Consider the following 23,639-nt stretch of genomic DNA (forward strand, 5'->3'; position numbering starts at 1 on the left):
ACAAGCGGACTGCAACGTGGCAGTGCGCCGCCCAGACCCCCGGCCCGAAGGGTTGCCCCCAGACGGGGCGTCTGCGGCGTTGTCGGTGCGAGGCAAGGCGACCAGCCTTGCCTCGCACCTCCGCCTTGCATCCATCCCCGTCTGGGGGCAACGCGGGGGCATCAATAGCGTTAACAGGCCCTAACCGATCAGACCGCCAGCGGTGCGGAAATGGCATCCATTTGCGCCAGCACTTCTGGCGTGAGCTTGGGCAGCACGCTTAGTGCGCCCAGGTTCTCCTGCAGTTGCGACAACTTCGAAGCCCCCAGAATGACTGAGCTCACCCGCGGGTTGTGCGCCACCCAGGCCAGCGCCAGTTGCGCCACGCTGCAGTCGAGCCGCTGGGCGATGGCTTCGAGCTCGCCCACCGCGGCATTCTTTCGCGCGTCGAGCAGGCCGTCGCGCAGAAAGCTCACGTTCTGCATCGCGCCCCGGCTGCCTGCGGGTACGCCCTGGCGATATTTGCCCGTCAGCAGGCCAGACGCCAGCGGGCTCCAGGTCGTGAGCCCCAGGCCGATGTCGTCGTATAGCCGGGCGTACTCCTGCTCCACCCGCTTGCGGTGGAACAGGTGATATTGCGGCTGCTCCATAACCGGCTTGTGCAGATGGTGCCGCTCGGCCACCTCGTAGGCGGCGCGAATCTCGTCGGCGCTCCACTCGCTGGTGCCCCAATACAGCGCCTTGCCCTGCTCGATGACGTTATGCAGCGCCCAGACGGTTTCTTCGATGGGGGTGTGCGGATCGGGGCGATGACAAAAGATCAGGTCGATGAAATCCAGCCCCATGCGCTTGAGGCTGCCATCGACCGCCTGCAACAGATACTTGCGGTTCAGGGTGTTGCGGCCATTGATGCGCGGTTTCTCGGCCGTGCCCGCGTCGAGCCCCCAGAAAAACTTGCTCGACACCATATAGTCGAGCCGGTGCCACTTGATCTGGGCCAGCGCCTCACCCATCAGTCGCTCGCTTTCTCCATTGGCATAGACCTCGGCGTTGTCGAAAAAATTGATTCCCGCATCGCGCGCACGCCCGAAGCATCGACCTGATTGTGAAACGTCACCCAGGAGCCGAGCGAAAACAGGCTGACTTGCAGGCCGCTGCGGCCAAGACGGCGATAAAGCATAGGGTTGTGCATGGCGTTCTTGTCCGAGAGGTAAAGAACGCTAGCTTAGGCCGCCCGCCAAAACCCCGTGCTTGCAAAACCACCCAAGTTCAGGCAGAACGCAGCATCAACACCGAGGCTTTTGCCGAAGATGCAGCGGCGGCCTGCAGACCGCGCCACTGGTAGAGCGCTGCCGCGGTTTTGCGGGTGCCGCATTGGCCACAACTCCCGCAGGAGCCGCTGCTACAGGTGCCGCCCTGCGCATCGATCCGCTCGACCAGCCCGCGCTGCACCCAGTGCGCCAGCATGTCTTCGACCACTGACGCAGAAACCTGCACGCAGGCCGCAATCTCGGCGGCGCTGGCAAGCTGCTTTTCACGCAGGCAATCGCGCACGGCGAACAGCGGGTTCATACTAGGCTCTCCAGCCCCTGCGTTGCCACGCGGCGCTCGGTGCGGTCACCGTATAGCCGCAGGCCCAGCACCAGCAGCACAAAGGAGGCGACGCAAGCGGCCACCCACAGGGCGGATGATGGGGGATGCTGCGCAAACGTACCGATCTGATAGATCACCGTGGCCGCAGCCCAGGCGATACCAATGCCGTAAAGCACGGAAAACACCATCCAGCCCCAGCCCACCTCACGACGCAGCGCCCCCATGGTGCTGGCGCAGGGCACGTACAGCAAGACGAACACCAGATAGGCGAAGGCCGACAGCGGGGTGAACGCAGCCGCCAGCCCGGCGAGGGTTTCGTTGCTGGCGCCGCTGGCCTGCGCGGTCGCGTTGGTGGACTGCAGATCGTGCAAGCCCAGCGGATCGAGGAAGCTGCCGAAAAAGGCCACTGCGTTTTCGGGAATGGTCTTGGCGGCCTCCAATAACTTGGCGCCCACATCAGGCTGGCGGTAGGCCGCCATCAAGTCGGAAGCCTGCTGCCGCTGATAAATGCCGTTGAGCGTGCCGATCACGATCTCTTTGGCGGCCGCGCCCGCCAGCAGGCCCGACACCGCGGGCCAGTTCTCCCGGGTGATGCCCATGGGCTCGAACACCGGCGCAATGGCCCGGCTGCCCTGAGCGAGAAGAGAGTGATCGATGTCGGTTGCCTGCAGGCCCTTGGCCGTCCAGCCGATGCCGGGCAGCACAAACAGCACCACCCCGATGACCACGATCACCTTGCCGACGCGGAAAATGAACACCTTCAACCGCTGCCAGGCCTGCAGCCCTACGCTGCGCAGGCTGGGCAGACGATAGGGCGGCAGCTCCATGACAAAGGGCATGGGCTCGCCCCGAATGGCCGTCTTGCCCAGCATCCACGCGGTGAGCAGCGCCACCACGATGCCCAGCACATACAGCAGAAACACCACCTGCCCGCCGGTGCTGCGGAAAAACACCACGGCGAACGCCATATAGATGGTCAGCCGCGCCGAGCACGACATGAAGGGCTGCATCAGCACCGTAAGCAGGCGGCCGCGCGGGTCTTCGATGATGCGCGAGCCCATGATGGCCGGCACATTGCAGCCAAAGCCGATGACCATGGGCACCAGCGAGTTGCCGGGCAGGCCCATGCGGCGCATGAAGCGATCCATCGCATAGGCGGCGCGCGCCATATAGCCCGAGTCGTCGAGAAACGCGAGGAACAGAAAGGTGAGGCCGATGGGCGGGATGAACGAGATGACCAGGTTGAGCCCGCCGCCCACGCCGCCAGCGATCATGGACACCATCCAATCGGGCAGCCCGGCCTGCAGCATCACATGCCCCACCCCGCCGATGAGTAGCGCCGACGAGGCCTGATCGAAAAAGTCGAGAAAAATATTGCCGCCGCTGAAGCTCACCACGAACACTAGATAGAGCACCAGCAAAAACACCGGCACGCCCAGCCATTCATTGAGCACCACGCGGTCGAGCACGTCGGTCACGCGGTGACGCACGCCCATCTTGCCGGTGCGCTGCATGGCAATGGCCGCAAGCTGGTGCGCCCAACCAAAACGGGCGGCCGCAACCAGATCGGCCACTTCTTCGCCAGCTTGGGCGAGCACCTGCGCCTGCGCCGCCGCCACGCCGGCCTGTACCTCGGCCGAGGGCGACACCACCAGCCCTTCGAGCAGCCGCAGCGCATCGAAGCGGCGCCGTGGCGACGAGGGCACGGCAAGTTGCGCGCCGACTTGGTCGATCGCCTGTTCGACCTCGGGCGGGTAGGTCGGCATCAAGGCGCTGGGCTTTTGTTGCAGGGCGCCCCGAATGGTGTCGAGCAGCTCTGCACGGCCACGGCCTTTTCGCGCCACCAGCGGCACCACGGGCACGCCGAGTTGCTTTGAGAGCGCATGCACTTGCGGCTCCAGCCCCAGCGCCTGCGCCTCGTCCACCATATTGAGCGCGAGGATCAGCGGCTTGCCGGTTTCGAGCAGTTCGAAGGTCAGCGCCAGATGGCGTTCGAGGTTGGAGGCATCGACGATGTTGACAATGAGATCCACCCGTTCATCGAGCAAAAAGTTGCGCGCCACGCCCTGGTCGGCACCGCCCCCGCCCAGCAGGCTGTACACGCCCGGAAGATCGATCACCGAAAGCTTCAGCCCCGCCGCTAAGGCCGTTCCCCGGCGCTGCTCCACCGTGACGCCGGGCCAGTTGCCCACATGCTGATGCGCCCCGGTGAGCAGGTTGAAAATGGTGGTCTTGCCGCAATTGGGGTTGCCCGCCAGAGCGATCACCGGCAGGCCGGAGTCTGCTTCGGGGGAAACGGCGCAATCTGGATCGTGACACGCGCTCATGCCGCAGCCTTTTGATGCACCGCAGACGCCGCGGCCGCCGAAGCCACGATAGGCATCACGCGGATTTTGTCGGTCACGCCCCGCCCCAGCGCAATGCGCGCACCGCCCACCTGCACCACCGTGCCCCGCGGCCCGGGGCCGTGCACCACGCACAGCGGCACGCCACGGCGGATACCGAGCATGACCATGCGCTGCACCATGGCGCGTCCGCCATCGAAATCGACCACCTGGGCGCATTGCCCATAGGGAAGCTGTGCGAGGGAAACCACTACGGAGTCGGTGTGCATGATCTGACCTGAAAAAAGCTGCTTTGTGATGATGCGCAAATGATAATGTTTATCGTTTCATATATCGTATGCGCAGCGGCTGATGAAGATCAAGACCTGCCCCACGCGGGATGGCTCGATCTGTAACAGGGCGTGAATCAGCGTGGGATCTGCGCCACAAATCCGCGCCACATTTCGCCTCGAGTGGCCTGTTCTCTGCCTACACTCGATCAACAAACTAAGACCGAACCCGTCATGCACACCGCCTTTCCACCCCACTCCCCCGCCCTGCTACCCATCGTGGGCAGCGATCTCGCCTTTCCCGTTCGCCGCGTGTATTGCGTCGGGCGCAACTACGCGGCCCATGCGCGCGAAATGGGCTCAGACCCGAATCGTGAGCCGCCGTTTTTTTTCTGCAAACCCGGCGATGCCGATGCAGTGATTGCGATTGCCGCAGGGCAGACCGGCGACATCGCTTACCCGTCCGTCACGCAAGATCTGCATCACGAAATCGAGCTGGTCGTCGCCATCGGCGCCGCGGGCCGCGACATTCCCGTGGGGCAGGCCGCCGCGCACATCTACGGCTACGCAGTCGGCCTCGACCTGACCCGCCGCGATCTGCAGGGGCAGATGAAGGCGCAGGGTCGGCCGTGGGAAATCGGCAAGGCCTTCGACCAGTCCGCCCCCATCGGCCCGATCACGCCGCGTCAACCCGGCGCCGAGCTGAACACCGGCGCCATTGCGCTAACGGTCGACGGCGCCCTGCGTCAGCAAGGGCGGCTGGAGCAGATGATCTGGTCGGTGGACGAAACTATCGCCCGGCTCTCCACCCTGTTCACCTTGAAACCCGGCGACCTGATTTTCACCGGCACGCCCGATGGCGTCGGCGCTGTCACCCGCAGCCAGGTACTGCACGGCACGATAGACGGCCTGACGCCGCTGCAGGTGCGCATCGTCTGACCGCCCCAGACCTGCCGTGCTCAGTGACCACGCTCAGTGCGCCAGCTCCCAGTTGGCACCCAGGCCCATTTCGGCCAGCAGCGGGACGTCGAGCTGGGCAACGCCCGCCATCAGGCGGGGAATGTGTTCGCGCACCCAGTGCGTTTCTTCCTCGGGCACTTCGAGCACCAGCTCGTCGTGCACCTGCATCACCACCCGGCTGCGCAGTTTTTCGCGCACGAGTGCGGCATCGACGGCGATCATCGCCATTTTGATGAGGTCGGCCGCGGTGCCCTGCATCGGCGCGTTGATAGCTGCGCGCTCGGCCGCTGCCCGGCGCGGCCCGCTGGCGTGAATGTCGGGCAGCCACAGTCGTCGCCCGAACACAGTTTCGACATAGCCCTGCTCCGCCGCCAGCTTGCGGGTGCGCTCCATATACGCCGCGACACCCGGATAACGGGCGAAGTAGCGGTCGATGTAGAGCTGCGCCGCGCTGCGCTCCAGGCCGAGGTTGCGTGCCAGGCCGAAGGCGCTCATGCCGTAGATCAGCCCGAAGTTGATGACCTTGGCCATGCGGCGCTGATCGCTGCTGACTTCCAGCGGCGTGACGCCGAAAATCTCAGCCGCGGTGGCGCGGTGAATGTCTTCCCCGGCGGCGAACGCAGCGAGCAGACCCGCGTCTTGCGAGAGGTGCGCCATGATGCGCAGCTCGATCTGCGAGTAGTCGCTCGACGCGATCAGCCAGCCCTTGGGCGCGATAAACGCCTCGCGAATGCGCCGCCCCTCGGCGGTGCGTACCGGAATGTTCTGCAGATTGGGATCGTTGGAGGCCAGCCGACCGGTCACGGCCACGGCCTGGGCGTAGTTGGTGTGCACCCGGCCGGTGTCCGGGTTGATCATTTGCGGCAGTTTCTCGGTGTAGGTGCTCTTGAGCTTGGACAGGCTGCGGTGGTCGAGAATGACGCGCGGCAGCGGGTAATCTTCGGCCAGCTTTTCCAGCACTTCCTCGTCGGTGGACGGAGCGCCGGAGGCGGTTTTTTTCTGCACCGGCAGTTGCAGGCGGTCGAACAGGATTTCGCCGATCTGCTTAGGACTGCCCAGATTGAAAGCGCCGCCGGCCAGCTCGAATGCCTGCGCTTCCAGGGTTTGCATTTTGGCGCCCAGTTCGCCGCTTTGCGCCCGCAGCAGATCGCCGTCCACCAGCACGCCGGTACGCTCGATGCGCTGCAGCACTTCGCTGACCTGCATTTCCAGCGCGTAGATCCGCGTCAGCCCGGCATCGGCCTGGACTTGCGGCCACAGCCGCTCGTGTACCTGCAGGGTGAGGTCGGCGTCTTCGCCGGAATAGCGGGTCGCCACATCGAGCGCCACCTGATCGAAGGTGATGGCCTTGGCGCCCTTGCCGCAGACCTGTTCGTAGCTCAGGGTGTCGTCCCGGCCAAGATGACGGCTCACCAGACTGTCGAGGCTGTGCGGCTTGTGCGCCTCGATCACATAGCTCTCGAGCAAGGTATCGTGCGCATAGCCGCGAATCGTCACGCCCGCGTTGGCGAACACATGGCGGTCGTACTTGGCGTTCTGCCCGAGCTTGGGTTTGTCGGCGTTTTCCAGCCAGAGCCGCAGACGTTCGAGCACCTCGGCCATGGGCAACTGCTCGGGCGCGCCGGGGTAGGCGTGGGCCAGCGGCAGATAGGCGGCCTCGCCGGGCGCGACGCTGAGCGAAATGCCGACCAGCCGCGCGCGCATCGGGTCGAGTGAGTCGGTTTCGGTGTCGATGGCGGTGAGCTCGGCCGCGTCGATGCGGGTCAGCCAGGCGTCGAACCGGTCCCAGTCGAGCAGGGTTTCGTAGGTGCCGGGGGCGGTCTTTTCGGCGACCGGCGCGTCATCCAGCAGCGACACCTGCCGGGCGGCCTGCTCGCTCACCGTCTGCGCCTTCATCTCGGCGCTGAAGCGGCGCATGCCGTTGCGGGTGAAGAAGGGCAGCAACGCCTGCGCATCTTCCGGCGCCGGGCGCAGATCGGGGTCGAAGGCTTGAGCGTAGCCGTCCAGATCGCAGTCGGTGTGGATGGTCACCAGCTTGCGCGCCGTGGGCAGCCAGTCGAGCGCGGCACGCAGGTTTTTACCCGCAGCGCCGCTCACGGTTTCGGCCTGCTCGATCAGCGCATCGAGCGAGCCATACTCCGTCAGCCACTTGACCGCCGTCTTGGGGCCGACCTTGTCCACGCCGGGCACGTTGTCCACCGCGTCGCCTACCAGGGTGAGGTAATCGACGATGCGATCTGGGGGAACGCCGAACTTTTGCTGCACTCCGGCGGGGTCGAGCACCTCGTTGCTCATGGTGTTGACCAGCGTGATGTGGTCGTTGACCAGCTGAGCCATATCCTTGTCACCCGTGGAAACCAGGGTGCGTATGCCCTGTGCGTGCGCCCGCACGGCCAGGGTACCGATCACGTCGTCGGCCTCCACTCCCGGCACCTCCAGCAGCGGCCAGCCCATCAGCCGCACAGCTTGGTGAATCGGCTCGATCTGCGCCACCAAGTCGGGCGGCATCGGCGGACGCTGCGCCTTGTATTGGTCGTACATGGCGTTGCGGAATGTCGGCCCCTTGGCGTCGAACACGCAGGCCGCGTAGCGATAGCCCTTGGCCACCGGATATTGCTCGCGCAGGCGCCGCAGCATGGCCACCATGCCGTAGAGCGCCCCGGTGGGCTGGCCTTCGGGCCCGCGCAGATCGGGCATGGCGTGGAAGGCGCGGTAGAGATAGCTGGAACCATCCACCAGCAGCAGGGTGGGGGCGGAGTCGGATTGCACGTCTGAATTCATCCGCGCATTATCAATGCCGCCGTAAAATCAGCCCATGAACATGTTTCGCCACGCCCTTACCGTCTCCGCCCTTGGCCTGTTCACGCTGCTCGCCAGCGTGTATCCGGGACCAAGCGCCCTTGCGCAGTCCAAACCTGCGGCGCCGCTGACAGATACCCAGCCCAAGCCCAAATTCCCTGAACCTCGGGTGCGCGAAAACGTCACCCAGGATCGTGCGGTGCGCATACAGGAGCAGCAGGTGCGCGGCGCCACCACCTCGATTCAGGTGCAGCCTTTGCACGGCGGCGCGGCCTACAACGTGGTGCCGCCCTCAATCTCGTCCAGCACCGACCCGGCCCATCTGGAAGGGCAGGCGCAGTGGAAGGTGTTCACCTTCAAATAAACCGACGGGCTGACCGTTCAACCTGCTCGCTCAACCTGCTTTTCCAGCCTGCCTTTTCTTTCCCCATCCCGTTCATGGCCGTTTTCACACCGCTCGACGCAGCAGAGGTCGACTCCTGGCTGGCCCGCTTCGATCTGGGCACGCGCACCGACCTGCAAGGCATCGCCAGCGGGATCGAAAACACCAACTACTTCCTGAGTACCACGCGGGGCCGGTTCGTGCTCACCTTGTTCGAGCGCCTGCAGGCCGAGCAGTTGCCGTTCTACCTCGGGCTGATGCACCATCTGGCCGCGCATGGCATTCCCGTGCCCGACCCCATGCCCGACCGGCAGGGCCAGACCTTGCACACCCTCAAAGGCAAACCCGCCGCGTTGGTCACTCGCCTGCAAGGCCGCAGCCAGCTGCAGCCCGAGCCGGCGCACTGCGCGCAAGTGGGGCATTGGCTGGCACGCATGCATCTGGCCGCACGCGACTACGCGGGCACGCTACCCAATCTGCGCGGGCTCGCCTGGCAAACCCGCACCATCCCCGACATCCTGCCCTATCTCACCGCCGATCAACGCACCCTCATCAGCGCTGAGCTTGCGCACCAGACTGAGGTCGCCGCATCGCCCGCCTATGCCGCGCTGCCGCGCAGCGCGGTTCACGCCGATCTGTTTCGCGACAACGTGCTGTTCGAGGGGGATACGCTCTCCGGCGTGTTCGACTTTTACTTCGCCGGGGTCGATACCTGGCTGTTCGATCTGGCCGTGGCGCTCAACGACTGGTGCATTCACCTGCAGACAGGCGAGTTTGACGCGGCCCGCTTTGAAGCCTTGCTGAACGCTTACCTCGCCGTACGCTCCATGAGCGATGCCGAACACCGCTTGCTACCCGACGCCCTGCGCGCTGCCGCGCTGCGTTTTTGGACCTCGCGTCTGGCCGACTATCACCTGCCGCGCGACGCCCACTTGCTCACCCCCCACGACCCCATCCACTTCGAGCGCGTGCTGCGCCAGCGCATCGCGTCCGCCTGAGCCCGGGTCTGCCGATACCATGTCGGCTCCCTTCTTGGGCTCTTTTCTTCGGCTCTTCACCCTTCATCGTCTTTCGCCATGCAACTGCGTACCGTCTCTGCCCGCGAGGGCCTGCTCTGGGTGCAAAGCGGCTTTCGCCGTCTGGCGCTGCAGCCCTGGGCGGCGCTGTTGATGATCGTGGCCTATATCGTCGTCACCGGATTCGTCTCGGCGCTGCCCATCATCGGTCTGGTGTTTCCGCTGTTCGTGGTGCAGTTCGGCACCCTGGGCTTCATGCAAGCCAGCCGCCAGGTCGCGCAAAAGCAGCCGCTTTGGCCCACGGTGCTGCTCACCGGTTTTCGCAGCGGCCCGCAGGCGCTGCGCAGCATGGTGATGCTGGGCGTGCTCTACACCCTCGCCGTCATTCTGGTGCTCGGAGTCGGCAGCCTGTTCGACGGCGGCGCCATGCTGCGTCTGCTGCTGCTCGGCGACAAACCGCCGGCCAGCGCCATCGCCGATGGCAGCCTGCGCCTGGGCGCCATTGCCGCCACTCTGGCGTATATCCCCGTCTCGCTCGCCTTCTGGCTCGCCCCGCCGCTGGTGGCCTGGCACGCCATGCCGCCGGTCAAGGCGCTGTTTTTCAGCTTCGTGCTGTGCGTGCGCAACATCAAGGCGTTTGCGCTGTATACGGTGCAATGGCTGCTGCTCTTTCTCAGCCTGCCCACGCTCATCATGCTCGTCGCCAGCCTGCTCGGCGCCAGTGAAACCCTGGCCGCCATGCTCAGCATGCCCGTGGCCATCGCCATTTTCCTAGCCTACATTTTGTCGTTCTATGCCAGCTATGAATCGCTGGTCGGCGAAACCCAGGCCAGCGCAATTACGCAGTAATGTCTGGTGACAACTGCGCACCTGACTACAGGGCGTTTTGCACTATTTTTGTCTCTCATGCGCTCACGCACGAGGACGCCCGCTGTAGGTATCCAAACCCGGTGCGGCGCACCCTTACCTTGGTCGATCAACCCTAAGTTCTCTGCAAAGCGGCTGAATCGAATAGGGTGAGGAATCGCCCCCCCCCCGCTCTTTCGCCCCACCGGCCCAAGCTTTCTGCCCCCGGTGGGGATCAATTGGCCCTGCCGAGAGAACATTCCGGGTTCAACGCTCTGCTTGGTTCTGGGCGGCCAGTTCCAGCAGCAACCGCACCCGCAGCTTTACCGCATTGAGGCCGTCATCGGCGCCGCCGCGTACCGGGCCGACGCGTGACGCCACCCTCACCCGCACGCCCTGTTGTTCGGCCCAGCGCAGCGCGGCCTCGAGTTCGCAGTGCACCGTGCCGCCCCCGGTGCCGGCCACGACCAGTCCGCCCAATCGGGGCTGAAGCGCCGTGCTCGAAATCAGACAGCACACCAGCGCACTATCGCTGCCCGCCGCATTGGTAAGCAACTCCACCCGCGGCCACTCGCTCACAGCAGGTAGGGGAAACGGCGCCCCTGCCTCCGGCACGGGTTGTCGCCAAAGCCGCAAGGCCTCACCGTCCACTTCACCCAGCGGGCCGCGCTCGCCGGATGAAAACGCTTCCACCGCGTGCGTATTCGCCTTGGTCACGTCGCGAGCAGCATGCACCACGCCGTGCAACACACAGACCACGCGCAGCCCCCGCGCTGCCGGATGCACGGCCACCCGCACGGCATCGAGCAGGTTCTGCGGGCCGTCGGCGTTCAGCGCCGTGGCAGGACGCATGGCAGCGGTCAGGATCACCGGCTTGTCGGTATCCAGCACCAAACGCAGAAAGTAGGCTGTTTCTTCCAGCGTGTCGGTGCCGTGGGTGATGACGCAGGCCTGAATTTGCGGCTGCGCCAGCCAGTAGGCCACGCGTTCGGCCAACTGCGTCCAGACCGCGAAGGTCATGTCCTTGCTGTCGAGATTGGCCACCTGCTCGGTGTGGATTTGCGCCAGGCGGCCGAGCGTCGGCACGCTTTGCAGCAGCGCGTCGACCCCCAAAACCCCGGCGGTGTAACCCGGCAGACTGGGGTCGCCCGTCGCGGCGCCCGCGATCGTACCCCCTGTTCCCAACACCACAATCTGCGGCAAGGCAGCGCGAGAAAAAGAATCGGTCATGTGTGAATCTCTTTGCAGAAAGACTGTTTTGATTTACAGTGCTGTGAAAATCATCAAGCTGGAAGCCTGATCAGGGTGGCTTCATGGCCAAAAGATGACATAGATCGCATGGCGAACTCGTCCAACAGCCTTGCCCATCGGTCTCGCCCATCAAACTGACTTATTGTGCAACTGCCGGAGCCCACGCATGCGCCGTCTCATCTCGAAACTCACCCCTCGTCAGCAGGAAATTCTCGATCTCATCACCGCCTCCGTGCGCGAACTGGGCTACCCGCCCACCCGGGCCGAAATCGCCGCAAAGCTGGGATTCCGCTCGGCCAATGCGGCAGAAGATCATTTGCAGGCGCTCGCGCGCAAGGGCGTGATCGAGCTGACGCCCGGAGCGTCGCGCGGCATTCGCATCACCGAATCGCAGCGCGCCTCGCCGTCGATGACAACGTCCGGGAAAACCTCCGGCGCCATGGGGGGGCGTGCGAGTGGGTTGCGCGCGGATCTCTCTCATGGGCTGCAGCTCGCGCTGCCTGGCGCCGAGCAGCTCTGCCTGCCGCTGGTCGGTCGCGTCGCTGCGGGGCATCCCATCCTCGCGCAAGAGCATATCGAGCAGACGCTCAACGTCGATCCCGGCGCCTTCTCGGTGCGCCCTGACTATCTGCTCAAGGTTCGCGGCATGAGCATGCGCGATGCCGGCATTCTCGACGGCGACATGCTGGCCGTCAAAAGCAGCCAGACCGCGCAGAGCGGACAGATCGTGGTGGCCCGCATCGGCGACGAGGTCACGGTCAAGCGCCTGCGCCTGCAGGCCGATCACATCGAGCTTCTACCGGCCAACCCCGAGTTCGCCCCCATCCGCGTCGATGCCAGCCAGCCCTTCGCCATTGAAGGACTTGCCGTCGGCCTGCTGCGCGGCTCGCTGCAATGAAGTTCACAGCGCGCACAACCAGCAGGTAAGCGTTTGCGTCAGTGCGCCGCTTCAGACCGCCGATACCTGCCGACGTGATTTCCACCAACCCCACACCGCGGGTAGCAGCGACAGCACGATGATGGCAATGGTCATGACACCCAAATTGTGTTTGATCCACGGAATGTTGCCGAACAGATAGCCCGCCATGACCAGCAGCCCCGTCCAGAGTGTGGCGCCAAGCATGTTGTAGGCCAGAAACTTGCCATACGACATCTCGGCCACGCCCGCCACAAACGGGGCGAAGGTCCGAATGAAGGGCATGAACCGCGCGGCCACGATGGTGATGCCGCCATATTTTTCGTAAAAGGCGTGCGCCTTTTCAAAGGCGCGGCGGTTGAACCAGCGTGAGTCCGGCCACGAAAAAACCTTATGGCCGATGGCCTTGCCGATCTGGTAATTGAGGCTGTCGCCCAGCACGGCGCCAAGCCAGAGCACGGCGATCACCCCCGGCAGGCTGAGCGCCCCGGTGGCCGCAAACGCGCCCACCACGAACAACATCGAGTCGCCCGGCAGAAACGGCATGATCACCAGCCCGGTTTCGACGAACACAATGCCGAAGAGCAGCCCGTACACCCAGGGGCCATACGCCGCGATGAACTGCGCCAGATGCACGTCGAAGTGCAGAATGAGGTCGATAAGAGCGTGGGGATCCATGCGGTTTGGGCTGAAAGCCGGAAGAGAGCCTATGAAAGGCCGAAGACGCAGATGCTGCGCCAGAAAACTGAGCCGGGGCTGAGCGCCACCGAGCGCTATGGGCCTACGCACAGCCCGAAAAGTATACTGAGCTAACTTGTCGTTTCTCCTCTCGTTGATCCCTTCTCCGAGCCCCTCAACGAGGGGACGGCCGCCGCCACGCTGCGGCCTCGCCACCCTTTGCGTATCCCTGCCTTGCTGCAACCCCAACGCCCGATTCGTCCGCTGCCGGACGTGCTCATCAGCCAGATTGCCGCCGGCGAAGTTATCGAACGCCCGGCTTCGGCCCTGCGCGAACTGCTCGACAACGCCATCGATTCGGGCGCCAGCGTCCTCACCGTGCGCCTCGAACAAGGCGGGCTGGGCAGCGTGCAGGTCGAAGATGATGGTTGCGGCATTCCGGCCGAAGAGTTGCCGCTGGCACTGCTGCGCCACGCCACCAGCAAAATCGCCGATCTCGACGAATTGCACCACGCCACGCATCTCGGCTTCCGCGGCGAGGCACTCGCAGCCATGGCCGCCGTGGCCGAAATCGAGATCATCAGCCGCCGCGCCGGGGCCGATGGCGCGCGCATTCAAGCCAGCGCAGGCCAGGTCGCCGCGGTGCAACCCACAGCGGCGCAACTGGGCACCCGCGTGACCTTGCGGCAGTTGTTTTTCAACCTGCCGGCGCGCCGCAAATTTCTCAAGTCGCCGCAAACGGAATATGCCTGGTGCGCCGACGTGTTCAAGCGCACCGCCATCGCCCATCCCCAGATCGCCCTGCGGCTTTGGCATGACGGGCAACTCAAGCTGCAATTCGAGCGCGACCCTTCGCCGCACGGGCTCGACCGCCTCGCCGCCGTGCTGGGAGAGGCCTTCAGCGCGCACGCCCTGCCCGTCTCCGCCCAGATCGGCCCGCTCGCCGTGCGCGGGCTGATCTGTAAGCCCACGGCGGCGCGCGCCCGTGCCGATGTGCAGCACATCATTGTCAACAACCGCTGGGTGCGCGACCGCACCGTGGCCCACGGCGTGCGCGCCGCATACGCCGACGTGCTGCACGGCGCCTTGCAGCCGCAGTACGCCCTGCTGCTCGATCTGCCGTCTGAGCTGGTCGATGTGAATGTGCACCCGGCCAAGTCGGAAGTCCGGTTCCGCGACAGCTCCGCCGTGCATCAGGCCGTGCGCCATGCCGTCGAGCAGGTGCTGGCCCGGGCGGGCGGTGAGGCGTCTGCTTCGCATCCCTCCGCACCGCCCGCCGCGTGGGAACAGCCGCCATCCGCCCTACCCACGACTGCCTCGCTTGCCTTCGGCGTGGCGAGGCCGAGCCCTAGCCCGATCCCCTGGGACGCGCTCTCGCGCGCTTATGCCCCCTTGGCAGCGGCGGACGCTGCGCCCTTGCAGGCACAGGACAGCGCTGCGCCTCGCCCCTATGCGCAAGCCGCCGACCTGGCTGCCGCCCAGCCTGACGACTTTCCCCTCGGCTTCGCCCTGGCGCAGCTTCTGGGCATTTACATCCTGGCGCAAAACCGCCACGGACTGGTGATCGTGGACATGCACGCGGCGCACGAGCGCATCGTGTACGAACGGCTGAAAGCTGCGGAACAGGCCGATGCGCCGGTGGCCGTGCAACCCTTGCTGATCCCGGCCGCATTCGCCGCGAGCGATGCCGAAATGGGCGCGGCGGAAGATCATGCCGATGCCCTACGGTCGCTCGGCGTCGAGCTCGACCGGGCCGGCCCCAGCAGCCTGGTGGTGCGCGCCACACCCACGCTGCTGGCGCACGCCGACCCCATTCGCCTGGCTCGCGGCTTGCTGGCCGATCTCATTTCGCAAGGCACCAGCAGCCGCCTTCAGGAGCGGCGCAATGCGCTACTTTCCAGCATGGCCTGCCACGGCGCGGTGCGCGCCAACCGACAGCTCACGCTCGCAGAAATGAACGCCCTGCTGCGCGATATGGAGCGCACCGAACGCGCCGACCAGTGCAACCACGGCCGCCCCACCTGGCGGCAGATCGGCCTGGCCGACCTCGACGCCCTGTTCCTGCGCGGGCGTTGAAGCCCCGATTCAAGCCGTGACCCAACAAACCCCACAGCCTATTCTCTGCCTCGTCGGCCCCACCGCCAGCGGCAAGACCGCCGCGGCCCTGCACCTTGTCCAGCAAGCCCGGCAGCGCGGCGAAACCGTGGAACTCATCAGCATGGACTCGGCGCTGGTCTATCGCGGCATGGACATCGGCACCGCCAAGCCCGGTCTTGAGGAACGCGCCCAGGCCGTGCACCACCTGCTCGACATCCTCGATCCGGCGCAAAGCTATAGCGCGGCGCAATTCGCTGCGGACGCGCGCCGACTCATCCAGGAAATCCGCCAGCGCGGTGCCCAGCCCCTGATCGTCGGCGGCACCCTGCTCTACCTCAAGGCGCTGCAATCCGGCCTGTCCGAACTGCCGCAGGCCGACCCTGCCGTGCGCGCCGAACTCGACGCCGAGGCCGCGCGTCTCGGCTGGCCCGCGCTGCACGCCCGGCTGGCCGAAGTCGATCCGCTCACCGCCGCCCGCCTCGCTCCGGGCGACGCTCAACGCATCCAGCGCGCGCTGGAAGTGTGGCAACTCAGCGGTCGACCCCTCTCGGCGCATCTGGCCGCCGGGCGCGCAGATGACGGCCCCTTGCCCCTGCGCATCCTCTCGCTGGAACCTTCTGATCGCAGCGTGCTGCACGCGCGCATCGCCCAACGATTCGAGCAGATGCTGGCCGCCGGGTTTCTCGACGAAGTGCGCGCACTGCGCCAGCGCGGCGACCTCAGCCCCGCGCTGCCCTCGATCCGCGCCGTAGGCTACCGCCAAGCCTGGCATTTTCTGGACGGCGACATCAGCGCCGAGCAGTTCCGCGAGCAGGCCATCGCCGCCACCCGCCAGCTCGCCAAACGCCAGCTCACCTGGCTGCGCTCCATGCCCCAGCGGCAAATTTACGACTGTCTCGAACCGCTGAGAATTCAAGTTTTCTGAGGGCGCGCCGTTAATTGGAATGTAAATTCCACTCCTGGCTGCCCTCCGTGCCCCCGTTCCAAAGCCCTCCTCCACCCGTTCAAGATCTGTCTTCGGACGATACGCCCTGGGCCGCACATCCGCTCTCCGGCTTCGGTCTGGTGTTCCAGCTCAGCCAGCGCGCCGGGCAGTTGCAGTTCACCCAGGCCAGTGAATCGGCGCAAATGGTCTGCGGCCTGAGCGCGCAGGCGCTGCTGCGTTCGAGCACGGCCTTTGTCGGGCGAATTCATGCCGCCGATCAGGCCGATTTCCACGCCTCGCTGCAAGCCAGCGCGCTGCACGGCGAACCGTGGAACTGGGAGGGCCGCATCCTCACCGAGGGCGAGATCAAGTGGATCAACATCCGCGCCGCAGTGAAGCGGCTCGATGCCACCCAAGTGCAGTGGAACGGCATCATGATCAACATCAGCCATGCCCGCCGCCGCGAGTCCGATCTGCGCGACATGGCCGCACACATGGAGCGCGCCCGCGAGCAGGAACGCGCCCGCCTCGCCCGCGACATGCACGACGAACTCGGCCAGTTGCTCACCGCGTTGAAAATGGACATCAGCCTGCTGCGCCGCCGCCTCGGGCCCGACGACGCGCAGCTCAACAGCATGACCCAGCTGGTGGATGCCGCCACCGCCGCCGGCCGCCGCGTCGCAGCTCAGCTCCGGCCCGCCGTGCTCGATCTCGGGCTGAGCGACGGGCTGCTCTGGCTGGCCGAGGAGTTCAGCCAGCGCTACGGCATTCCCGTTTCGCACCAGATCGAGGGCGCCGGTGAGCTGGACGACCTCACCGCCATCCAGATCTTCCGCATCGCGCAGGAAGCCTTCACCAATATCGCCAGTCACGCGCAGGCCAAATCCGTTCGGCTCACCCTGGCCCACACACCCGGGCTGATCGCGCTCGACATCGTCGATGACGGTCTGGGCTTCACCCCGGCCACGCAGACCAGCGAAAAATCCTTTGGTTTGCGCGGCATGCGCGAGCGCGCGCATTTACTCGGCGGCACGCTCGATTGCGCCAGCGTGCCCAACCACGGCACCACCCTGCGCGTGCGCGTGCCCTGCACCGAATGTGGCAAACCTGCCGACGCGCCGACTTCCGGCAAACCGATCTCCGCCTGAAGCGAGGCCGCAAATGGACGCCGCCCGCGTGCTCATCGTTGACGACCACGCCCTTGTGGGCGCCGGGCTCGTTCGCATGCTCGAAGCCGAGGGGCTGCAGCCGCACTGGTGCGGCGACACCGCCGCAGCGCTCGACGCCCTGCGCGATGCCGCCTGGCAGGTGGTGCTGCTCGACGTGTCTCTGCCCGGCGGCGACGGCCTCGATCTGCTCAAACGCATCAAGGCCACGCACCCCCGCCTGCCCGTGCTCATGCTCAGCATGCATGCCGAGCATTTGTTCGCCCTGCGCGCCCTGCGCGGCGGCGCGGCCGGCTATCTCACCAAAGACAGCGCGCCCGATGTGCTGCTCGACGCCATCCGCGCGGCCGCCCAGGGCAAGCGCTACCTCACCGCCGCCGTCGCCGAGCAGTTGGCGCATCACTTTCAAGAGGGCGCCGCCGCCGACGCCCCCGCGCATCAAACCCTGAGCGACCGCGAGCTGCAGGTGCTGCTGCGCATCGGAGCCGGGCGCACCGTGGGCGAAGTGGCGCGGGAACTGCACTTGAGCGTCAAAACCGTCAGCACTCACAAAACCCGCCTGATGCAAAAGATGCACCTCGAGCGCGACGCCGATCTGGTGCGCTACGTCCTCGACCATGAATTGGCATGAACAGATCCACGCGGGTCAGAAATTTCCTACAAATCAACGCGCCCTTGTCTCAGTCTTCAAACCGCTGGCGGCCGATGTTCGCCGCGCGACCTCAGGCCAACAATGTCCCCATACATCCTGAATTCTCTGAAAGCTGAGTCATGCAACTGATGGTGGTCGACGATTCTGCAATGGTGCGCGAGCGCCTGGCCGGCCTGCTCTGCGGCATTGATGGGGTGCAAGCCGTGCTGCAGGCCGATTGCGGGCAGCAGGCGATGGAGCTGTTGCAGCAAGACACCGCAGGCGCGGTGCGCTTCATCGTGCTCGATATCGAAATGCCGGGTGAGAGCGGGCTGCAAGTTTTGCAGCGCATCAAGTCCAGCCGGGGTGATATCTGCGTGGCGATGTTCACCCAGCACGCCAACTCGCAGCACCGCGCCCGCAGCCTCGATGGAGGCGCCGATTATTTCTTCGACAAGAGTTCCGACATCGATCGGCTCGAAACCCTGGTGCGCCAACTGGCCGCGCAGCCCCGTTGAACTTCCCTGCAACCCATCCTCCCCGCCACCCGCGTTGACTCCGCCATGACCCAAGACGCCACGACCTCCCCTCCCGCCCTGCAGCACAGCGATGCTGCGCAGCAGATCGACGCCCTCTGCGCTCAGGCCTTACCCGTGCTCGGCCAACAGATCGACGCCGGACGCGCACAGATGGAGACCGCCATTCTGGCCTTGAGCCAGCGCTTCTCCAGCCTGCACAGCCGCCTGGAAAACGCTGTGAAGGCATCGCAGCATGCCGCCGCCGGCATGGATGGCGGCGAAGGCGTGGTGGCGGTATTCCGCCGCAGCGAAGGCGAACTCGGCGCCGTGCTCGAGCAGTTACGCGCCGCGCTGGACAAACGCGCCGCCATGGTCAGCGAAGTGCTGGGCATGTCGCGCTACACCGAGGCGCTGGAGAAGATGGCGACTGAAGTGGCGGCGCTGGCGGCCAAGACCAATCTGCTCGCGCTCAATGCGGCCATCGAAGCCGCGCGGGCTGGCGAAAACGGCCGCGGCTTCGCGGTGGTGGCCGACGAAGTGCGCAAGCTCTCGGCGCAATCGCGCGATACCGGGCGCAAGATGGGCGAGCAGGTGAAAATCATCACCGGCGCCATCCAGACGCTCACCCGCTCGGCCGGGCAGTCGCAAATCGAGGAGCAGCAGTTCCTCACCCAATCCGAATCGTCCATCGATCAAGTGCTCGCCCGCCTGCGCGATGTGGCCACGGGGCTGTCCGATTCATCCGACCTGCTGCAACGCGAAAGCAGCGGTATCCGCGAAGAGATCGGCGATGTGCTGGTGTCGCTGCAGTTCCAGGATCGGGTCAGCCAGATTCTCACCCACAGCCGCGACAGCCTCGACGCCCTGGTGGTCGAACTGCAGAGCTATCAGTCGCGCCGCGCCAGCAACCCCGAGGCGCCGCTGGACACCGCGGGCTTCATGCAGCGCATCGCCAACGGCTACACCACGCAGGAGCAGCGCCTCAACCACGGCGGCCAGTCCACGGTGGACGCGCAGGACGGCGGCGACATCACCTTTTTCTGACTCCAGCAAACCCTTGTTTCGATCCCCTCTTTCAAAAGCACATTGCCATGGCCAAAACCATTCTCATCGTCGACGACTCCGCCTCACTGCGTCAGGTGGTCAACATCGCCCTTGCCAGCGCGGGCTACGAAGTCATTGAAGCCGTTGACGGCGTGGACGCGCTGACCAAGCTCGACGGCCGCAAGATCCACCTCATCATCAGCGACGTGAACATGCCCAATATGGACGGCATCACCCTGGTGAAAGAGATCAAGCAGAAGGCCGACTACAAGTTCACCCCCATCATCATGCTCACCACCGAGAGCCAGGACGACATGAAGGCGCAAGGCCAGGCCGCAGGCGCCCGCGCCTGGGTGGTCAAGCCCTTCCAGCCGGCGCAGATGCTGGCTGCGGTCTCCAAACTCATCGCACCCTGAACCCCGCCAGAGGAGACGCTGTGGACATCATCCCTCATCAAGCCGGCCCGGCTTGCAGCGTGACGCTGCAAGGCGCGCTCGACATCTATGCCGCCGCCGAGGTGCGCAACCGGCTGGCCGAACTGATCGCCCAGCATCCCCTGGTCGAACTGCAATTGGCCGCGGTCGACGAGATCGACGCCTCCGGCGTGCAGATTCTGCTGGCCGCCAAGCAGCAGGCCAGCAATTTGGAGCACAGCCTCAAGCTCAGCGGGCACAGCCCCGCCGTCATCGACGCCCTCGAACTCTGCGGCCTGCTCGCCTACTTCGGCGACCCGGTAGTCGAGTTTGGCCACACCACGTCCCCCAAGGAGCACGCATGAGCTTCGAACAACAAATGCAGCAGGCCATGCGCTCCTTCATCGTCGAGGCGCAAGAGCTGCTCGAAGGCATGGAACGCGGGCTGATGGAGCTCGAACCCCAAGGCGGCGCGGATGACGCTATTGATGACGTCATTGATGGCGAGCACATCAACGCCCTGTTCCGCGCGGCCCACACCATCAAAGGCTCGGCCGGGCTGTTCGGCCTCGACGGCATCGTGCGTTTCACCCACCATCTGGAGAGCGTGCTCGACCAGATGCGCGCAGGCAAACTCGCCGTCAGCAGCGAACTCGTCGCGCTGTTGCTGCAAGGGCGCGATCACCTCGCGCAACTGATCGACCAGATCGACAGCCAAGGTGCCTGCATCGCCGACACCCCGGAAGAACAGGCGCTGGTCGCCCGGCTGCAGGCCGCTCAGCAGCCCGCAGGCGGTGCGCTGGTCGTGGCCCAGCAAAGCCCCATCGCACGAGGCCCCGCCTCGGAAGAAGCCGCTCCCGTCACCGTGGTCGCGCACGGATCGGCGCTGACGCCATCGTGGCACCTATCGCTCCGCTTCGGCGCCGACAGTCTGCGCAACGGCATGGACCCGTTGGCCTTCATCCGCTATCTGCGCGGGCTGGGCGAGATCGTCGGTCTCGTCACCCTGACCGACGCCCTGCCCCCGCTCGACGCGATGGACGCCGAGACCAGCTATCTCGGCTTCGAGATCAACTTCAAGAGCGAGGCCAGCAAGGAAGAAATCGCCGCTGTGTTCGAGTTCGTGCAGGAAGACAGCACCATCCGCATCCTGCCCGCGCACAGCCGCATTGCCGACTATGTGCAGCTCATTCGCAGCCTGCCCGAAGACGACCTGCGGCTGGGCGACATTCTGGTGCAGATCGGCACGCTGACACAGAAAGAATTGAGCGACGCGCTCAGCGCGCAACACGACGCGCAGGCCACCGGCGCACCGGCCGCCCCCTTGGGCGAAATTCTGGTCCGCGAAGGCGCCACGCACCAGCCCATCGTGCAAGCCGCGCTCGACAAACAGAAGCAGATCAAAGACAAACGCAGCCGTGACAACCAGATGCTGCGCGTGGCCGCCGACAAGCTCGACGCCCTCATCAACCTCGTGGGCGAACTGGTGATTGCCAGCGCCGGCAATGCGCTGCACGCGCAGAACGCCAGCCAGCTTGAAGCCGCCGCGCAGATCACCCGGCTGGTCGAAGACATCCGCGAGCGGGCGCTCAAGCTGCGCATGGTCGAGATCGGCGAAACCTTCGCGCGCTTTCAGCGCGTGGTGCGCGACGTGTCGCGTGAGCTGGGCAAAGACATCGCCCTGGTCATCGAAGGCGCCGACACCGAGATGGATAAAACTCTGGTCGAGCGCATCGCCGATCCGCTGATGCACCTGGTGCGCAACTCGATCGATCACGGCATCGAGTCGCCCGAAGTGCGCACCGCGCGCGGCAAACCCGCCCAAGGCACCCTCAAACTCGCCGCCCGTCACGACTCGGGCAGCATTCTCATCACGGTTTCAGACGACGGCGGCGGGCTGAACCGCGAGCGCATTCTTGCCAAAGCCGTCGAGCGCGGGCTGATTTCGACTGAGGCCGCCGCCGCCCTGCCCGACGCCGAGGTGTGGGCGCTGATTTTCGAGCCCGGCTTCTCCACCGCCGACGCCGTCACCGACCTGTCCGGCCGTGGCGTGGGCATGGACGTGGTCAAACGCAATATCGAAGCCATTCGCGGCAGCATCGACATCCAGAGCAGCGCCGGTGTGGGCACGCAGATGCACCTGCGCCTGCCCTTGACGCTCGCCATCATCGACGGCTTTCTGGTGCAAGCCGCCGGGCGCACCTTCGTGCTGCCGCTCGACGCCGTGATCGAGTGCATGGAGTTTGCGCCCGCCCAGCCGCAGCAGGGCTATATCAACCTGCGCGGCGAAGTGTTGCCCCTATTGCATCTGCGCGAACAGCTCGGCCTGACCGACTCCGCCGCTGACTCGCCGAACACCCGCAGCAATGTGGTGGTCGCGCAAATCGGCGGGCAGCGCGCTGGCATCGTCGTCGATGCCCTGCTTGGCGAATATCAGACCGTCATCAAACCGCTGGGCGCGCTGTTCGCACACCTGCAAGGCATCAGCGGCTCGACCATTCTGGGCAACGGCGAAGTGGCGCTCATCCTCGACGCCGCCCCCCTGATCAGCCGCGCCAGCCGCAGCGCGCAGGGCCGCCAGGCCCCGGCACTGAGCAACTGAACCCCTTCAACGTCCGCACACTGAGCCTTCCATGTTCAACAACCTTCGCATCGGTACACGCCTCAGCCTCGCCTTCGGCCTGCTGATCGTTCTTCTGCTCGCCAACGCGGCGTTCGGGCTGTACGAAGCCTCTCGCATTCAGAGCCACATGCAGCTCGTGGTGCAGAACCGCGTGGCCAAGGAGCGAGCCGTCACCATCATTGCCAACAGCAGCCAGAACACCACACGCATCATGCTGAGCAGCCTGCTGTCGCAGCAGTTCAGTGATGCCGATCGTGCCCTTATCGCTGAACAACGTGTGAATACGGACGCCGCTTTCAAGACTTTGGAGTCTCTTCAACCCACCCCGCAGCTGCAGACCCGGCTCGACAACCTGCGCGCCATCATCGCCAAAGGACGTGCGGCGCAACAGACCGCGGTTCCTGAAATGCAGCGAAGCAACTTCGGCGCCGCTGCGGCCGATTACCTCAAATCCGGCTTGATCGTGTCACGCGAGGTTCGCCAGGAAACCGCGGCGATCGAGACAGAGTTGCGGGGTCAGACCGATGCGCTTTACGCCCAGAGTGAGGCCGATTTCGTCGCTGCCCGCAATGCCAGCATCGGCCTGGCGGTGCTCGCTCTGCTGCTGGCCATCGCCGCTGCCTGGCTCATCACCCGCTCCATCACCCGTCCTCTGGCCGATGCCGTTTCCGTCGCCCAGCGTGTGGCCGAAGGCGATCTGTCGGTGCGGGTGGCTTCCACCTCGAAGGATGAAACCGGGCAGTTGCTCGCTGCTTTGGGCGAGATGGTCGGGCGGCTGACTTCGGTCATCGGCTCGGTGCGGTCGTCGGCCGAGCAGTTGCTCTCGGCGTCCACGCAGGTGTCGGCCACTTCGCAGAGTCTGTCGCAGTCGTCCTCGGAACAGGCGGCGTCAGTGGAGGAAACCTCGGCCACGCTGGAGCAGGCCACGGCGTCCATTCGCCAGAACGCGGATAACGCGCGTTTGACGGATTCGATGGCGCAGCAGGCGGCAGGCCAAGCGCGCGAAGGGGGTGCTGCGGTTCAGGGCACGGTCTCGGCGATGCAGAGTATTGCCGAGCGCATCTCGATCATCGATGACATTGCGTATCAGACCAATATGCTGGCTTTGAATGCGGCGATCGAAGCGGCCCGGGCTGGAGAGCATGGCAAGGGCTTTGCGGTGGTGGCCGCGGAGGTGCGCAAGCTGGC

General features: G+C 65.4%; 21 protein-coding genes and 1 pseudogene. 15 read left to right on the top strand and 7 right to left on the bottom strand.

Annotated elements, in window-relative coordinates; genetic code table 11:
- Window positions 1–188: 188 nt before the first annotated feature.
- From B7X30_RS08110 to B7X30_RS08125, 4 genes and pseudogenes are all read right to left on the bottom strand, one after another.
- Window positions 189–1,159 (bottom strand): annotated as a pseudogene (locus B7X30_RS08110) (aldo/keto reductase).
- A gap of 89 nt (window positions 1,160–1,248) precedes the next feature.
- Window positions 1,249–1,551 carry a FeoC-like transcriptional regulator gene (locus tag B7X30_RS08115; protein WP_286730174.1) on the bottom strand — a complete coding sequence of 101 codons (303 nt, stop codon included), beginning with the start codon at window positions 1,549–1,551 and terminating at the stop codon, window positions 1,249–1,251.
- The gene (gene feoB / locus B7X30_RS08120) at window positions 1,548–3,899 is read right to left on the bottom strand and encodes a Fe(2+) transporter permease subunit FeoB (RefSeq protein ID WP_286730175.1); all 2,352 of its coding nucleotides are present in this window, start codon (window positions 3,897–3,899) and stop codon (window positions 1,548–1,550) included. The genes B7X30_RS08115 and feoB overlap by 4 nt, the downstream gene beginning before the upstream one ends.
- Window positions 3,896–4,186: a FeoA family protein gene (locus tag B7X30_RS08125; RefSeq protein WP_156052779.1), complete on the bottom strand. Its 291-nt coding sequence runs from the start codon at window positions 4,184–4,186 to the stop codon at window positions 3,896–3,898. Before B7X30_RS08125 ends, feoB begins: the two co-directional genes overlap by 4 nt.
- Window positions 4,187–4,420: 234 nt before the next feature.
- Between B7X30_RS08125 and B7X30_RS08130 the strand changes: the two genes are divergently transcribed.
- The gene (locus tag B7X30_RS08130) at window positions 4,421–5,125 is read left to right on the top strand and encodes a fumarylacetoacetate hydrolase family protein (RefSeq protein WP_286730176.1); all 705 of its coding nucleotides are present in this window, start codon (window positions 4,421–4,423) and stop codon (window positions 5,123–5,125) included.
- Window positions 5,126–5,158: 33 nt separating this feature from the next.
- Here B7X30_RS08130 and polA read toward each other — a convergent pair whose 3' ends face one another.
- Window positions 5,159–7,927 (bottom strand): DNA polymerase I, encoded by a 2,769-nt coding sequence (gene polA / locus B7X30_RS08135; RefSeq protein ID WP_286730177.1) that lies wholly within the window; start codon window positions 7,925–7,927, stop codon window positions 5,159–5,161.
- Between the two features lie 34 nt (window positions 7,928–7,961).
- Between polA and B7X30_RS08140 the strand changes: the two genes are divergently transcribed.
- The 3 genes from B7X30_RS08140 to B7X30_RS08150 all read left to right on the top strand — a co-directional run bounded on the left by B7X30_RS08140 (window position 7,962) and on the right by B7X30_RS08150 (window position 10,192).
- Window positions 7,962–8,309 carry a hypothetical protein gene (locus tag B7X30_RS08140; protein WP_286730178.1) on the top strand — a complete coding sequence of 116 codons (348 nt, stop codon included), beginning with the start codon at window positions 7,962–7,964 and terminating at the stop codon, window positions 8,307–8,309.
- Between the two features lie 74 nt (window positions 8,310–8,383).
- Window positions 8,384–9,325 carry a homoserine kinase gene (locus B7X30_RS08145; RefSeq protein WP_286730179.1) on the top strand — a complete coding sequence of 314 codons (942 nt, stop codon included), beginning with the start codon at window positions 8,384–8,386 and terminating at the stop codon, window positions 9,323–9,325.
- A 78-nt stretch (window positions 9,326–9,403) separates the two neighbouring features.
- A complete protein-coding gene (locus B7X30_RS08150) occupies window positions 9,404–10,192 on the top strand; it encodes a BPSS1780 family membrane protein (RefSeq protein ID WP_286730180.1) in 789 nt (262 codons plus the stop codon).
- A gap of 264 nt (window positions 10,193–10,456) precedes the next feature.
- Here B7X30_RS08150 and B7X30_RS08155 read toward each other — a convergent pair whose 3' ends face one another.
- Window positions 10,457–11,419 carry an asparaginase gene (locus tag B7X30_RS08155; protein ID WP_286730181.1) on the bottom strand — a complete coding sequence of 321 codons (963 nt, stop codon included), beginning with the start codon at window positions 11,417–11,419 and terminating at the stop codon, window positions 10,457–10,459.
- A gap of 199 nt (window positions 11,420–11,618) precedes the next feature.
- Between B7X30_RS08155 and lexA the strand changes: the two genes are divergently transcribed.
- Window positions 11,619–12,338, top strand: coding sequence for a transcriptional repressor LexA (gene lexA / locus B7X30_RS08160; RefSeq protein ID WP_286730191.1), 720 nt, complete (start codon window positions 11,619–11,621; stop codon window positions 12,336–12,338).
- A gap of 51 nt (window positions 12,339–12,389) precedes the next feature.
- On the opposite strand, the gene B7X30_RS08165 is transcribed toward lexA, so the two are convergent.
- Entirely contained in the window at window positions 12,390–13,034 is a 645-nt protein-coding gene (locus B7X30_RS08165) for a DedA family protein (RefSeq protein ID WP_013105575.1), read from the bottom strand.
- A gap of 234 nt (window positions 13,035–13,268) precedes the next feature.
- Here B7X30_RS08165 and mutL point away from each other — a divergent pair, with 234 nt between their 5' ends.
- The 10 genes from mutL to B7X30_RS08215 all read left to right on the top strand — a co-directional run.
- The gene (gene mutL, locus B7X30_RS08170; protein WP_286730182.1) at window positions 13,269–15,110 is read left to right on the top strand and encodes a DNA mismatch repair endonuclease MutL; all 1,842 of its coding nucleotides are present in this window, start codon (window positions 13,269–13,271) and stop codon (window positions 15,108–15,110) included.
- A gap of 7 nt (window positions 15,111–15,117) precedes the next feature.
- Window positions 15,118–16,056: a tRNA (adenosine(37)-N6)-dimethylallyltransferase MiaA gene (miaA, locus tag B7X30_RS08175; RefSeq protein ID WP_465020239.1), complete on the top strand. Its 939-nt coding sequence runs from the start codon at window positions 15,118–15,120 to the stop codon at window positions 16,054–16,056.
- A gap of 47 nt (window positions 16,057–16,103) precedes the next feature.
- On the top strand, window positions 16,104–17,204 hold the full coding sequence (locus B7X30_RS08180; RefSeq protein ID WP_286730184.1) for a sensor histidine kinase: 1,101 nt from the start codon (window positions 16,104–16,106) through the stop codon (window positions 17,202–17,204).
- 13 nt (window positions 17,205–17,217) lie between these two features.
- Entirely contained in the window at window positions 17,218–17,853 is a 636-nt protein-coding gene (locus B7X30_RS08185) for a response regulator (protein WP_286730185.1), read from the top strand.
- 140 nt (window positions 17,854–17,993) lie between these two features.
- Window positions 17,994–18,371, top strand: a complete 378-nt coding sequence (locus B7X30_RS08190; RefSeq protein WP_286730186.1) for a response regulator — start codon at window positions 17,994–17,996, stop codon at window positions 18,369–18,371.
- A 369-nt stretch (window positions 18,372–18,740) separates the two neighbouring features.
- Window positions 18,741–19,415 (top strand): methyl-accepting chemotaxis protein, encoded by a 675-nt coding sequence (locus B7X30_RS08195; protein ID WP_465020240.1) that lies wholly within the window; start codon window positions 18,741–18,743, stop codon window positions 19,413–19,415.
- 47 nt (window positions 19,416–19,462) lie between these two features.
- A complete protein-coding gene (locus tag B7X30_RS08200; protein ID WP_013105568.1) occupies window positions 19,463–19,831 on the top strand; it encodes a response regulator in 369 nt (122 codons plus the stop codon).
- Window positions 19,832–19,851: 20 nt separating this feature from the next.
- A complete protein-coding gene (locus B7X30_RS08205; protein ID WP_286730188.1) occupies window positions 19,852–20,193 on the top strand; it encodes an STAS domain-containing protein in 342 nt (113 codons plus the stop codon).
- Window positions 20,190–22,430 (top strand): chemotaxis protein CheA, encoded by a 2,241-nt coding sequence (locus B7X30_RS08210; protein WP_286730189.1) that lies wholly within the window; start codon window positions 20,190–20,192, stop codon window positions 22,428–22,430. Before B7X30_RS08205 ends, B7X30_RS08210 begins: the two co-directional genes overlap by 4 nt.
- Window positions 22,431–22,461: 31 nt before the next feature.
- Window positions 22,462–23,639, top strand: a 1,178-nt coding sequence (locus B7X30_RS08215; RefSeq protein ID WP_286730190.1) for a methyl-accepting chemotaxis protein, incomplete at its 3' end; no start/stop codon positions are given.

This window comes from Thiomonas sp. 13-64-67, assembly GCF_002282795.1.
Classification (GTDB): domain Bacteria; phylum Pseudomonadota; class Gammaproteobacteria; order Burkholderiales; family Burkholderiaceae_C; genus Thiomonas; species Thiomonas arsenitoxydans.